Annotated in this window: 12 protein-coding genes; 4 read left to right on the top strand and 8 right to left on the bottom strand. The window is 76.1% G+C overall.

What is annotated here, in order from left to right; translation table 11 throughout:
- Positions 1-39: 39 nt before the first annotated feature.
- Genes ACUN9U_RS10815 through ACUN9U_RS10805 form a run of 3 tightly spaced genes read left to right on the top strand, consistent with a single transcriptional unit; the run spans position 40 to position 3,396 of the window.
- Positions 40-1,134 carry a hypothetical protein gene (locus tag ACUN9U_RS10815; RefSeq protein WP_445484975.1) on the top strand — a complete coding sequence of 365 codons (1,095 nt, stop codon included), beginning with the start codon at positions 40-42 and terminating at the stop codon, positions 1,132-1,134.
- Positions 1,135-1,143: 9 nt separating this feature from the next.
- Positions 1,144-3,156 (top strand): primary-amine oxidase, encoded by a 2,013-nt coding sequence (locus tag ACUN9U_RS10810; RefSeq protein WP_445484974.1) that lies wholly within the window; start codon positions 1,144-1,146, stop codon positions 3,154-3,156.
- Between the two features lie 36 nt (positions 3,157-3,192).
- The gene (locus ACUN9U_RS10805; RefSeq protein WP_445484973.1) at positions 3,193-3,396 is read left to right on the top strand and encodes a hypothetical protein; all 204 of its coding nucleotides are present in this window, start codon (positions 3,193-3,195) and stop codon (positions 3,394-3,396) included.
- 30 nt (positions 3,397-3,426) lie between these two features.
- On the opposite strand, the gene ACUN9U_RS10800 is transcribed toward ACUN9U_RS10805, so the two are convergent.
- The 4 genes from ACUN9U_RS10800 to dnaG all read right to left on the bottom strand — a co-directional run bounded on the left by ACUN9U_RS10800 (position 3,427) and on the right by dnaG (position 6,796).
- On the bottom strand, positions 3,427-3,957 hold the full coding sequence (locus tag ACUN9U_RS10800) for a mycothiol transferase (protein ID WP_445484972.1): 531 nt from the start codon (positions 3,955-3,957) through the stop codon (positions 3,427-3,429).
- Positions 3,958-3,995: 38 nt separating this feature from the next.
- The gene (locus ACUN9U_RS10795; protein ID WP_445484971.1) at positions 3,996-4,271 is read right to left on the bottom strand and encodes a hypothetical protein; all 276 of its coding nucleotides are present in this window, start codon (positions 4,269-4,271) and stop codon (positions 3,996-3,998) included.
- 91 nt (positions 4,272-4,362) lie between these two features.
- On the bottom strand, positions 4,363-4,725 hold the full coding sequence (locus tag ACUN9U_RS10790; protein WP_445484970.1) for a hypothetical protein: 363 nt from the start codon (positions 4,723-4,725) through the stop codon (positions 4,363-4,365).
- Positions 4,726-4,891: 166 nt separating this feature from the next.
- Complete coding sequence (gene dnaG, locus ACUN9U_RS10785) at positions 4,892-6,796, bottom strand: DNA primase (RefSeq protein WP_445484969.1); 1,905 nt, start codon at positions 6,794-6,796, stop codon at positions 4,892-4,894.
- Positions 6,797-6,910: 114 nt separating this feature from the next.
- On the opposite strand from dnaG, the gene cls reads away from it, so the two are divergent.
- Complete coding sequence (cls, locus tag ACUN9U_RS10780; protein WP_445485056.1) at positions 6,911-8,446, top strand: cardiolipin synthase; 1,536 nt, start codon at positions 6,911-6,913, stop codon at positions 8,444-8,446.
- Between the two features lie 20 nt (positions 8,447-8,466).
- Here cls and ACUN9U_RS10775 read toward each other — a convergent pair whose 3' ends face one another.
- The 4 genes from ACUN9U_RS10775 to ACUN9U_RS10760 form a co-directional block, all read right to left on the bottom strand.
- Positions 8,467-9,327, bottom strand: a complete 861-nt coding sequence (locus tag ACUN9U_RS10775) for a DUF4253 domain-containing protein (protein ID WP_445484968.1) — start codon at positions 9,325-9,327, stop codon at positions 8,467-8,469.
- 160 nt (positions 9,328-9,487) lie between these two features.
- On the bottom strand, positions 9,488-10,804 hold the full coding sequence (locus tag ACUN9U_RS10770) for a deoxyguanosinetriphosphate triphosphohydrolase (RefSeq protein WP_445484967.1): 1,317 nt from the start codon (positions 10,802-10,804) through the stop codon (positions 9,488-9,490).
- Positions 10,801-12,027: a tRNA dihydrouridine synthase DusB gene (gene dusB, locus ACUN9U_RS10765; RefSeq protein ID WP_445484966.1), complete on the bottom strand. Its 1,227-nt coding sequence runs from the start codon at positions 12,025-12,027 to the stop codon at positions 10,801-10,803. The genes ACUN9U_RS10770 and dusB overlap by 4 nt, the downstream gene beginning before the upstream one ends.
- A gap of 44 nt (positions 12,028-12,071) precedes the next feature.
- Positions 12,072-12,470 carry an STAS domain-containing protein gene (locus tag ACUN9U_RS10760; RefSeq protein WP_445484965.1) on the bottom strand — a complete coding sequence of 133 codons (399 nt, stop codon included), beginning with the start codon at positions 12,468-12,470 and terminating at the stop codon, positions 12,072-12,074.
- Between the last annotated feature and the right edge of the window lie 59 nt (positions 12,471-12,529).

The raw sequence follows: 12,529 nt of genomic DNA, 5'->3' as shown, positions 1-12,529 counted from the left end.
CGGCGGGCGCGCGGGCACGGCGGCCAGCACCCTGGGCGGGTGAGCATGCAGCTGCGCGTCACGCGGGAGCGCCGCCGTCCGCGCGCCACCGGGCAGGAGGCCGGCGTCCACGGCCTGCTCGAGCACCTGCGCGGGGGCGGCGGGGCGCCGGCGCGGCCGGTGCCCGCGGCCGAGCTGCCCGGCGACCTCACCGGCGACGGGCTCACGTGGGCCGCCGACGACGCCGCCGACAGCACCTGGTGGCCGCAGGGCGTCGCCGCGCTCGAGGGCGGGCGGGTGCTGCTGGTCGGCTGGTACGAGAGGCCCACCGGGCCGTGGTGGCGCCGGCGGGTGCCGCGCTCGCGGGTCAGCGTGCTCGACAGGTCCGACCCCGCCCGCCCCCGCTACGCGCACGTGGAGCTCGTGGTCGGGCACCACCGGCCGCTGGGCTGGCTGCGCCCCCTGGGGGCGGTGCCGGTGCACGCCGGGGGCCTGGCGGTGGTGGCCCCGCCCGGCGGGAGCCGGCTGCTGCTGGTCGCGGACACCCTGTTCGGGCTGCGGGTCTTCGCCCTGGACGACCTGCGCCGCGCCCCCACCGCGCCGGGCGGGGCGCCCCGCTGGGTGCTCCCCCAGCGCCGCGCCGTCAGGGCCCCGCTGCTGCGCGCCGGCCTGGGCGCCTCCCGCTTCCGCTTCTCCTTCACCGGCGCCGGTCACCTCGGCGCCGAGGGCCCGGTGCTGGTCAGCGGGGAGTACCGGCGCGCCGGGCAGCGGGGGCCGGGAGGCGCCCCCCGCCTGGTGGCCCACCGGCTCGACCCGCGCACTGGGCTGCCCCTCGGCGCGCCCCTGGCCGTGCACCCCGACCAGCCGCCCCGGATGCAGGGCGTCGCGCTGCTGCCGCCGGCCGCCCCGGGCGCGGGCCCGACCTGGGTCGTCTCCGCCAGCGCCGGGCACGAGCGCTGCGGTGACCTGCACGTGGGCGCCCCCGGCGCCTGGCGCACCCACCGGGGGGCGCTGCCACCGGGCTGCGAGGACCTCGACCCCGCCGACCCCGCCGACCCCCGCTCGGTGCTGTGGGGCGCCAGCGAGCACCCCGGGCGGCGCTGGGTCTTCCCCGTCCACCTCCCGGCCCTGGGAGGTGTCGGCGCGGCGTCCTAGGGTGCGCTCGTGAGCACTCCGTCGTCGCTGTCGCCGCTGCCGTCGCCGACCCACCCCCTGGTGCCCCTGAGCGCCGCGGAGCTGACGCGCAGCCGGGAACTGCTCGCGGCCAGCGGCCACCTGGCCGAGACGATGCGCTTCGCGTCGGTCGCGCTGGCCGAGCCCCCCAAGGCCGAGCTGGTGGCGTGGCGCGAGGGCGACCCGGTGCCCCGCCGCACCCGGTCGGTGCTGTGGGACCGCGCCGACAACCGCACCCACACCGCCGTCGTCGACCTGGTGGCCGCAGCGGTGGAGGAGTGGCGCCACCTGCCCGACGAGGTCCCCAACTTCACCGTGGACGAGTGGCACGAGGCCGAGGAGGCCCTCAAGGCCCACCCCCGCGTGCGCGAGGCGCTCGCGGCCCGCGGCATCACCGACCTCGACCTGGTGCTGCTGGACACCTGGACCTACGGGCGCGAGGTGATGCCCGAGCAGTGGCGGGACCGACGGCTGGGCTGGGCCGACGTGTGGCGGCGCGAGACGCCGACCGGCTCCCCGTACGCGCACCCCGTGAGCGGGCTGAAGTTCGTGCTCGACATGAACACCCTGGAGCTGCTCGAGGTCCACGAGGACGACGACCCCGCGCGCCGCGCCGTCGGTGCGGTGGACGCCTCCCCGGCCGTCGTCGGCGAGTACGAGGCCGACCTGCTGCCACGAGCGCTGCCGGGCTTCGCCGTCCGCGAGCCGCTGGCCCCGCTGGAGATCACCCAGCCGTCCGGCCCGGGCTTCTCCGTGGTCGACGGGCTGCTGACGTGGGACCGCTGGCAGGTGCGCCTCGGCTTCACCCCCCGCGAGGGCCTCGTGCTGCACGAGCTGCAGTGGGTCGAGGGCGAGGAGCGCCGCACGGTGGGCCACCGGCTGTCGTTCGCGGAGATGGTCGTGCCCTACCGCGACCCGTCCTTCGACCACTACCGCCGCACCGCCTACGACATCGGCGAGTGGGGCCTGGGCTACATGACCACGTCGCTGGAGCTGGGCTGCGACTGCCTGGGCGAGATCCGCTACCTCGACGCGGTGCTCACCGACTCCCGCGGCGAGCCGTACACGGTGACCAACGCCATCTGCCTGCACGAGGAGGACGACGGCGTGCTGTGGAAGCACGTCGACGCCAGCGGCCGGGCCGCCGTGCGCCGCGCGCGGGTGATGGTCATCTCCTTCCACGCGACGGTGGCCAACTACGAGTACCTCGTCTACTGGCGCCTGCACCAGGACGGCGCGGTCAGCTGCGAGGTGCGGGCCACCGGGATCATGGTCACCACGCCGCTGCCGCCCGGGGAAGCGACCCCGGCCACCGGGGTGCTCGTGGACGAGCGCACCTACGCCCCGATCCACCAGCACTTCATCGTGGCCCGGCTCGACCTCGACGTCGACGCGCAGCCCGGGCAGCTGCCCACCAACACGGTGGTGGAGGTCGACTCGGTGGCCGAGCCGGTCGGGCCGGGCAACCCCTACGGCCTGGCGGTGACGACGCGGAGCACCCCGGTGCGCTCCGAGCGCGAGGCCGCACGCAGCACGGACGCGTCCGTGGCGCGCACCTGGAAGGTCACCAACCCGCAGCGGCGCAACGCCCACGGCGCACCGGTGGCCTACAAGCTGCACACGCCGTCGGCGATCCCGGCGCTGTTCGACCCGCAGGCCCCGCAGTTCCGGCGCGCCCCGGTCATCGGCAGCCCGGTGTGGGTGACCCGCCACCACGACGACGAGCTGTGGCCCGCCGGCGACAACCCCACGCAGTCCGCCGAGGACACCGGCATGAGCCGCTGGGTGGCCGACGAGGAGCCGCTGGAGGAGACCGACGTCGTGCTGTGGCACGTCTTCGGCATCCACCACGTGCCGCGCCCGGAGGACTGGCCGGTCATGCCGTGCGACCCGGTGGGCTTCTCCCTGACGCCGGCGGGGTTCTTCGACAGGAACCCCACCCTCGACGTCGCCCCGCCCGCTGGTCACGGGGGCGGAGCGGACGGGGGCCACTGCCACGCCTGACCTCAAGGGCCGCGCCCTGCCTGCCGATGGTGGGGCGTGGCCCAGCAGATCGTGGTGAAGAACCGCCAGCAGATGGCGGCCGAGACCGAGGACGCCCTGCGCGACGCTGCGCACGCCGGCGCCCTCGACCCGCAGGGCACCGGCGCGACGCACTTCTGCCGCCGCACCGGCTACACGCTGCACTCGGTCGGCTTCGACGACGAGGGCCACCCCCAGACCTGGGTCTTCACCCGCGGCTGAGGCCCCGCGCCGCCGCGCCGCCCGGGGCGGCTACCGGCGGCGCAGGACGCCGGCGGCGTACGCGGCCTGGCCGGCGTGCTGCAGGTCGTCGCCCAGCACGCTGGTGAGCCGCACGCCGAGGGTGACGGGCGGGTCCCAGGAGGTGTCGACGACGCGGTCGAGGTCGTCGGGCGACAGCCCCGCCAGGTAGGCCGACGTGCGCTCGTGGACGGCGTCGAGGTAGCCGCGCAGCAGGTGGGCGGGCGCCCTGACCGCCAGCACCTGCTGCTCGTCGAAGCCGTAGCCGATCTCGTCGTCGTCCAGCGGCAGGTCGAAGCGACGCGCCCAGCTCACGCCGCCGCCGCTGCCAGCGGCCGGGGAGATCCACACCTGCTCGGTGCCCGCGACGTGGGCGACGTGGTCGTCCTGGACCCGCGCCAGGTGCCACACCAGCCAGGCGACGGTGTTGGTGCCCGGCTCCAGCGGCGTGCGCAGCTGGTCCTCGCCCAGGCCCTCCAGCGCTGCGGCGACCACCTCGCGCACCTGGTCGAGCCCGCCCTGCAGCACCTGGGTCGCGTCCACGCCGCTCCCCTACCCCGTGCGCGCTCGCCCCAGCACCGTCAGACGGGCTCGATCTGCTCGGCGTCGAGCCAGGTGCACACGATGTCCCCGCCCCCGGTGGTCCACACCACGCGGGCCATCCACCCCGCACCCTCGCGGCGCCACTCCAGCACCAGGCCGGGGTGGTCGGCACCCGTGGCGTGCACCCAGCAGTGCACGCGGCGCTGCGGGCGGCGCTGGGCGAGGGCCTCCTCCGCGGCCAGGCGCGTGCTCTCGTTGGCGGCGACGAGCCACGCCGGCAGCCCGGTGCTCGCCCGGTTGCTGCCGCCTGCCACCCGGCCAGGATGGCACCACCCACCGCCCTGGGGCGAACGGGTGTTCGACCCGCGGTCGGTCAGCGCGCTCCGCTGACCCTCGGTGACGACCTCAGCTGGCGTCGGCGACGCTGCGCGACGGGGCGGTCCCGGCGGCGGCCCCGTGCGCCTGCTCCAGGGCCGCCCGGCGGCGGCGCCAGCGCTCCAGGCCCTCCGCGGCGGGTGCGGCCGCGGTCGCCGCGCTGCGCGGCGACGGCAGGGCGCGCGCGCCTGGCAGGGTCACCTCCGGGTGCGCCGGCACGTCGTGGACCACCCCGGGCACCAGCCGGGTCCAGCCCGTGCCGGTCCAGACGTGCGAGGCCTGCGCCGACCAGCCGTTGCGGCTGATCGTGACCCGCTCGCAGTCGGGGACCGCGGGGTCGAGGTACAGGTCGCCCGGGAGCGGACCAGGCGTGGGGCGCGGCGCTGCGATCACCTCGAGAACGGTAGGGCGCACGCGGTGACGAACCGGGCAACGACACGCTGCGCCACCACTTCGGTGCACAGGGTGACACCCGGTCGTCGCCATCCTCCCACGCGGGGTCACGCGCTCACCACGCAGCGTGAGCTGCGGAGGCCTCGGCGCTCGAGGTCGCGAGGCGTCACACACCGCCCTCGGAGGCCTCCGCGCGCATGCGCTGGCGCTCGGAGGCCAGCGCGAAGAGCTCGGCGTAGGCGTCCGAGGCGGCCTCGTGCTCCCCCGCCGCCTCCAGCCGCTGGGCGCGGCCCTTGAGGGCGGCCTCCCGCCGGGCCAGCTCGCGCAGGCGCACGTCGAAGAGGAGCCCGGCGGCCAGGCGCCCCAGCCCCTCGGTGGAGTCGGCGGGCAGCGGCACCACCGCGAGCGCCCCCAGCAGCGGGCGCACCTGGTCGGCGGTGCCGTCGGCGCTCGCCTCCATGACGTGCTCGACCCAGGAGACCCCCGCCGTGCGCCCGGAGGCCACGCCGCCGGCTGCGCGCACGGCCTCGTGCACCGCGCGCGAGGGCGCCAGCACGAAGGCGTCCTCGGGCAGGGCGTCGAAGGCGTCGGGCACCGCCGACGGCGCCTGCACGACCAGGGCCAGCAGCTGCCGCTCGGCGTCGGCGACGGCGTCGCGCTCGGCCGGCCTGCCGCTCGGGCCGCGCTGGCCGCCCTGGCCGGCCTGGCCGGCCTGGCCCGCGCGGGGCCCGGCCCCGCGCGCCGCGCGCGGCACCTCGCTGCCGACGGCGCGCTGCACCGCGCCGAGGTCCATGCCGAGCATCCGCGCCAGCTGGCGGGTGTGCTCCTCGCGCAGCTGGCGGTCCTTGATGCCAGCCACCACGGGCGCGGCGGCGCCGAGCGCCTTGACGCGGCCCTCGGCGGTCTCCAGGTCCCAGGTGGACAGCACCTGGCGCACGGCGAACTCGAACATCGGCCGCTTGGCCTCGACCAGGGCCACCACGGCCTCGTCGCCGTCGGCCAGGCGCAGGTCGCACGGGTCCATGCCGCGCGGCTCGACCGCCACGTAGGTGGCCGCCACGAACTCCTGGTCGTGCTCGAAGGCCCTCAGCGCCGCCTTCTGGCCCGCGGCGTCGCCGTCGAAGGTGAAGACCACCTGGCCGGCGCCGTCGTCGTCGCCGAGCATCCGGCGCACGATCCCGACGTGGTCGGAGCCGAACGCCGTGCCGCACGTGGCCACCGCCGTGGGCACCCCCGCCAGGTGGCAGGCCATGACGTCGGTGTAGCCCTCGACCACGACCACCTGCTTGCGGCGCCCGATCTCCTTCTTGGCCAGGTCCAGGCCGTAGAGCACGTGCGACTTGCGGTACAGCGGGGTCTCGGGGGTGTTGAGGTACTTCGGGCCGGAGTCGTCCTCGGTGAGCCGCCGGGCGCCGAACCCGATGGTCGCGCCGGTGACGTCGCGGATGGGCCAGACCAGCCGCCCGCGGAACCTGTCGTAGGGGCCGCGCTGCCCCTGCGCGGCCAGGCCCCCGGTCACCAGCTCCTCGGTGGTGAAGCCGCGCCCGCGCAGGTGGTCGGTCAGCGCCCCCCAGCCCGAGGGCGCGTAGCCGACGCCGAACTGCTCGGCCGCGGCCCTGTCGAAGCCCCGGTCGGAGAGGAACTGCCGGCCCACCTGCGCCTCGGGGGAGAACAGCCGCTCGGCGTAGAACTCCGCGGCCACCCGGTGGGCGTCGAGCAGGCGCTGGCGCTTCCCGACGTCCTGCGCCGGGCGCGCTCCGCCGCCGTCCTCGTAGCGCAGGGTGATGCCCGCGCGGGCGGCCATCGACTCCACGGCCTCGACGAAGGTGGTGCCGGTGGTCTTGACCAGGAAGTCGAAGACGTCGCCGCTCTCGCCGCACCCGAAGCACCGGTAGCGCGCCGTGGAGAGGCGGACGGTGAAGGAGGGCGTGCGCTCGTCGTGGAAGGGGCACAGGCCCTTGAGGGAGCCGACACCAGCGGACTTGAGCACCACCTGCTCACCGACGACCTCGTCGATCCGCACCCGCTCGCGGACGGCGTCGACGTCCTCGCGCCGGATCTTCCCCGCCACCCCAGGAGTCTAGGTGGCCCCCCGCCAGGTCCGGTCGGGCGACCCGCGGCTGTGGAGGGTGCGCGCCGGGCGCTTCCGCGCAGGTCCCGCGCCTACCCTGCGGACGTGACGGACCTGCTCGAGAGCCTGGGCGACCTGCCCTCGCTCGCGCCCGCCCTGCCCCTGTGGCTGAGCGTGGCGCTGCTGGCCGTGGACGCCGTCATCCGCGTGGTCGCCGTCGCCGTCGTCCCGACCAACCGGCGCCCCTCCTCGGCGATGGCCTGGCTGCTGGCGATCTTCTTCCTGCCCTACCTGGGCATCGCGGCCTTCCTGCTCATCGGCTCGCCCAAGCTGCCGCGGGCGCGGCGGCAGAAGCAGCGCACCATCAACAAGATGATCATGGCTCGGACCGAGGGCATGGACCTCGTGCGCGAGGACGACCCGTGGCCGCCGTGGCTGGCCTCCGTCGTGCGCCTCAACCGCCGCGCCGGGGCGATGCCGCTGGTCACCCGCAACGCCGCGGAGGTCTGCACCGACTACGACGAGGTGCTGCTGCGGCTGGCCGAGGAGGTCGACGCCGCCCGGCGCTTCGTGCACGTGGAGTTCTACATCCTCAACCTCGACGACGCCACGCGCCCGCTGTTCGACGCCATGGCGCGGGCGGTGGCGCGCGGGGTGGTCGTGCGGGTGCTGCTCGACCACGTCGCCTCGCTGCGCACCCCCGGCTACCACCGCACGCTGCGGGCGCTGGACGACCTGGGCGCCCTGTGGCACGAGATGCTGCCGGTGCAGCCGCTGCGCGGCAGGTTCCAGCGCCCCGACCTGCGCAACCACCGCAAGATCGTCGTGGTGGACGGGCTGGTGGCCTTCACCGGCAGCCAGAACGCCGTGGACCGCGGGTACCACAAGAAGCGCTACGGCCGGCGGCACCTGGCCTGGCAGGACGTCATGGTCCGCTTCGAGGGGCCGGTGGTCGCCGAGGTCAACGCGCTGTTCATCACCGACTGGTACTCCGAGACCGACGAGCTGCTCGAGGCCGAGGCCGAGGCCGCGATCCCCGCCCCGCTCGAGGGCGGCACCGCCGACGCCGCCCCGGTGGTCGCCGCCGGCCACCAGGGGCTGCTCGACTGCCAGGTGGTGCCCAGCGGCCCCGGCTTCGACGGGGAGAACAACCTCAAGCTGTTCAACGCGCTCATGTACTACGCCCAGCAGCGCGTCATCATCACTAGCCCGTACTTCGTGCCCGACGACTCCCTGCTGTACGCGGTGACCACGGCCGCCGAGCGCGGGCTGCGGGTGGACCTGTTCGTCTCCGAGGTCGGCGACCAGTGGCTGGTCTTCCACGCCCAGCGCTCCTACTACGAGGCGCTGCTGCGCGCCGGGGTGCGGATCTTCCTGTACCCGGCGCCGTACATCCTGCACGCCAAGCACGTGACCATCGACGACGACGTCGCCGTGGTCGGCTCCTCCAACATGGACATCCGCTCCTTCAGCCTCAACCTGGAGGTCTCGGTGATGGTGCGGGGGCGCTCCTTCGTGGACGACCTGCGCGCCGTGGAGGACTCCTACCGCGCCGTGAGCCGCGAGCTGCTGCTCAGCGAGTGGCTGCAGCGGCCCTGGCGCAGCAAGCTCTTCGACAACGTCTGCCGGCTGACCTCAGCGCTGCAGTAGCCCTCCACCGCCCTGCGCGGTCACGCCAGGCGGACGTGCCACCAGCCGGCGCCGCGCAGGGCCGGCCCCAGCAGCTCGGCGGCCCGCGGGAGGGGCTCGACCAGGTCTGCGCGCAGGAGTGCCGGCGCCACGGCCAGGACCTCCTGCGCCGCCGCGAGCGCGTCGTCCGCCGTCGCCGGCGGGTCCTCGACGCGCAGCGCGAAGGAGCCGGCGCCGAGCGCCACCAGGTGCGCCCCCCACTGGTCCTGCCAGTACTGCAGCACCACCGACAGCTCGCGGGCGCTGAGCCCCGCGTCGACCGGCGCCCACCCGAGCACCGCAGGCAGCTGCCACGCGTCGTGGGCGTCGACGACGGCGACGACCCCGTCCTCGAGCGCCGGGGGTCGCTCGGCCACAGCCCGGGTGACAGCGGTGACGGTGGTGACCGGGGTGGTCCCGCGGTGCATCCCCAGGCGCTCCTCGCGCACAGCGAGGTCGTGAGCCGACTGCCAGCGCCGGTCGAGCAGCAGCGGCCCGTCCTCGACGTCCAGGTCGGCCAGGACCTCGAGGGGCTGCGGCGCCTCGGTCAGCGCCTCCTCCCACCCGTCGTCCACGACGACGGGCCGCCAGCGGGACGGCGCGCTGCGCAGCGCCTCCTGCAGCTGCAGAGCCGAGGCGCCCGGGGCGACCGGCAGCTCCCAGCACACGACCGCTGCGCCGTCGGCCCCGAGAGCGGCTGCTCGCGGTCGCTCGGTCGCGGGGACCGCCGGCAGCAGGTCAGCCAGGTCGGCCGGGACCGCAGGTGCAGGACGCTCACCGGGTGCAGGCGCAGCAGCACCCGCGTCCCCGGTCGGCGCCTGCCCCGCCAGGGCCGTCTGCAGCCGTCGGAGGAAGGAGGGCACGTGCCGACGGTAGCGAGGGCGCGCGGGCCCCGCGGTCCACGGTGCGGTTCCGGCCTGGAGACGAGCACGGCCGCGGAGGCGGCCAGCGCACCCGCGTCGCCCGGTGCACCGGCGGGCAGCTCGCGCTGCGCACCACCTGGGCGCGCCGGGTGCGGACCGCTCAGGGGTAGGTCATCACCAGGCGCGCGTGCCAGGCCAGCGCGCTGGTGTCGGTCAGGGAGGCCACCTGGTCCACGACGGCGCGCAGGCGGCCGGCGTCGTCCTCGGCCTGCGCGTGCCAGGCCGCGAAGGGCCGCTCCATGACGTGCGGCGCCTCCAGCAGCGCCCGCACGAGGTCGGTGACCACCTGGCGCTCCTCGGCGTAGGTGGAGGCCTTGTCCCGGCTGGTGAGCACGAAGGCGGCGGCCACCCCCTTGAGCGTGGCGATCTCCACCTCGGTGGCCCGCGGCACCACGAGGTCCGCGGCGTACCGCGTCAGCGGCCCGGGCCCGGCGACCGCGCGGGTGGCGTGCTCGGCGGCGGCGCAGAACCTGCCGATGAGCTGGCTGGTCGCGTCCTTCAGCGCCGCCAGCGAGTCCCACGAGCCGTCGTAGTGGTCCACCCAGTACGGCGCGGCCAGGAGCCTGTCGAGGGCGGCCTCGACCTCGACGTCGGCGGCGTCGGGCAGGTGCCAGGCCCGCACCGCCTCGGCGATGGGCCCGCGCTCCTCGCGGGAGGCCAGCGCCCGCAGGTCCAGCCGGCCGGCCACGACGGCGTCCTCCACGTCGTGCACGCAGTAGGCGATGTCGTCGGACAGGTCCATCACCTGCGCCTCGATGCAGCGACGCCGGTCGGGGGCGCCCTCGCGCAGCCACGCGAAGACCTCGTCGTCACCGTCGCGGCCGGCGGCCCCGGCGCTGCTGCCGGCGTACACGCCGAACTTGCGCGTCACCCCTCGCGGGTCGTCCCCGGAGTGCCAGGGGTACTTGGTGGTGGCGTCCAGGGCGGCGCGGGTCAGGTTCAGCCCCGCGGGGCGGCCGTCGGGGAAGCTGGTCTTGGGCTCCAGGCGGGTCAGCAGCCGCAGCGTCTGCGCGTTGCCCTCGAACCCGCCGATGGCGGCGGTGAGCTGCGCCAGGGCCGACTCCCCGTTGTGCCCGAACGGCGGGTGGCCCAGGTCGTGGGACAGGCAGGCGGTGTCGACCACGTCGGGGTCGCAGCCCAGCGCCCCGCCCAGCTCCCGCCCGACCTGCGCGACCTCCAGGGAGTGCGTCAGGCGGGTGCGCGCGAAGTCGTCGAAGCCGGGACCCACCACCTGGGTCTTGGCACCCAGGCGCCGCAGCGCCGAGGAGTGCAGCACCCGCGCCCGGTCGCGGGCGAAGGCGCTGCGGCGGTAGCTCTTGGGCGCCTCCGGGGCCCAGCGGGCGCGGGCGTGCTCGCCGTAGCCGCTGGCCTCCCCGTCGACCTCGCAGTGCGCCCCCCGCTGCACCGGTGCGCTCACCCGCCCGCCGTCGCTGCCGGGTCCAGCTCGCCGGCGCGCACCACCGCCAGGGACTCCCCCGTCAGCGCCCGGGAGTCCAGCCAGCCCTCGGGCAGCACCACCCGCGGCGCCGGGGAGGTGCGCCCGCGCGAGCCCTCGGCGGCCTCGCCGGGGTGGGGCTGGTCGAGGTCGAGGGTGTCGATGAGCGCGTCGAGAGCGGCGAGGGAGTCGACCAGGCCCAGCTGGGCGCGCAGGTGGCCGCCGACGACGTAGCCCTTGAGGTACCAGGCGACGTGCTTGCGGATCTCCCGGCAGCCGCGCAGCTCGTCGCCGAAGTGCTCCACGAGCAGCTCGGCGTGGCGGCGCAGAGTCTCGGCCACGAACCGCAGGCCCGGGCGCACCCGGTCGGGCTCGCCGCGCATCGCGGCGGCGAGGTCGGCGAACAGCCACGGCCGCCCCAGGCAGCCCCGGCCGACGACGACGCCGTCGCACCCGGTGCGCTCGACCATGCGCACCGCGTCCTCGGCGGACCAGACGTCGCCGTTGCCGAGCACCGGGATGCTCCTCACCGCGTCCTTGAGGCGCGCGACGGCCTCCCAGTCGGCGGTGCCGGCGTAGCCGTCGGCGGCGGTGCGCCCGTGCAGGGCCACCCAGGCGGCGCCCTCGGACTCGGCGGTGCGGCCGGCGTCGAGGTAGGTGAGGTGGTCGGGGTCGATGCCCTTGCGCATCTTGACGGTCACCGGGACGTCGGGGCCGCCGGGGCGCTGCGCCGCGCGCACGGCGGAGCGGACCACGTCGCGGAAGAGCTCGGACTTCCACGGCAGCGCCGAGCCGCCGCCGCGGCGGGTGACCTTGGGCACCGGGCAGCCGAAGTTGAGGTCGACGTGGTCGGCGAGGTCCTCGGTGACGAGCATCCTCACCGCCGCGCCGACCGTGGCCGGGTCGACGCCGTACAGCTGCACGCTGCGCGGGCTGGCGCCCGGCTCGTGCTGCACCAGCCGCAGGCTCTCCGGGGTGCGCTCGACCAGCGCGCGGCTGGTGACCATCTCCGAGACGTACACGCCGGCGCCGTGCTCGCGGCACAGGCTGCGGAAGGGGGCGTTGGTCACCCCCGCCATCGGGGCGAGGACCACCGGGACGTCGACGACGTGCTCCCCGAAGCGCAGCGGCGGCAGCAGCGGCGCGGCCGGCTGCCCGCCGGGCAGCCGGCCGGCGGACGGGCGCGCGTCGAGTGCGGTGCTCACGGCACCATCCTCGCGCACCCGGCGACCGCCGGGGCCCGGCGCGCTCAGCCGACCCTGGCGCTGCGGTTCTCCTGCAGGGCCGAGGGCACGTCGGGGTGCAGGGGCATCACGTGGTGCATGCCGGTGACCCGGAACAGGGTGGCCACCCGCGCGCCCGTGGAGACCAGCTCGAAGGTGCGCCGGTGGGCCCGCGAGAGCTTGTAGCCCTGCACCAGCACCCCGAGCGCGTAGGAGTCCATGAACGTGACGGGCCGCAGGTCGACGACGACGTGCTGGGCCCCGGCCGCCGACTGCGGGCGCAGCAGCGAGCGCAGCGCCTCGCGCAGCTCGGGCGCGGTGCGGATGTCCAGGTCGCCCGCGACGCGCACCACCACGACGTCACCGGTGGCCCGCAGGTCACCGGTGAGGCTGCTGACGGTGGTGGTGCTCGTCGTGATGGTCATGTCGCTCCCCGGCGGCGGACCGCCCCTCGTGCTCAGGTGGGTCAGGCCGTCGACCGCGT

This window comes from Quadrisphaera sp. KR29 (assembly GCF_052644995.1).
The sequence above is the reverse complement of the archived record's forward strand: the minus strand, read 5'-3'. Positions and strand labels throughout refer to the sequence as shown.

What these genes read in the sequence shown, in the direction of transcription:
- ACUN9U_RS10760 (WP_445484965.1), bottom strand. Translation starts at nt 12,470, where the DNA reads ATGACCATCACGACGAGCACCACCACCGTCAGCAGCCTCACCGGTGAC.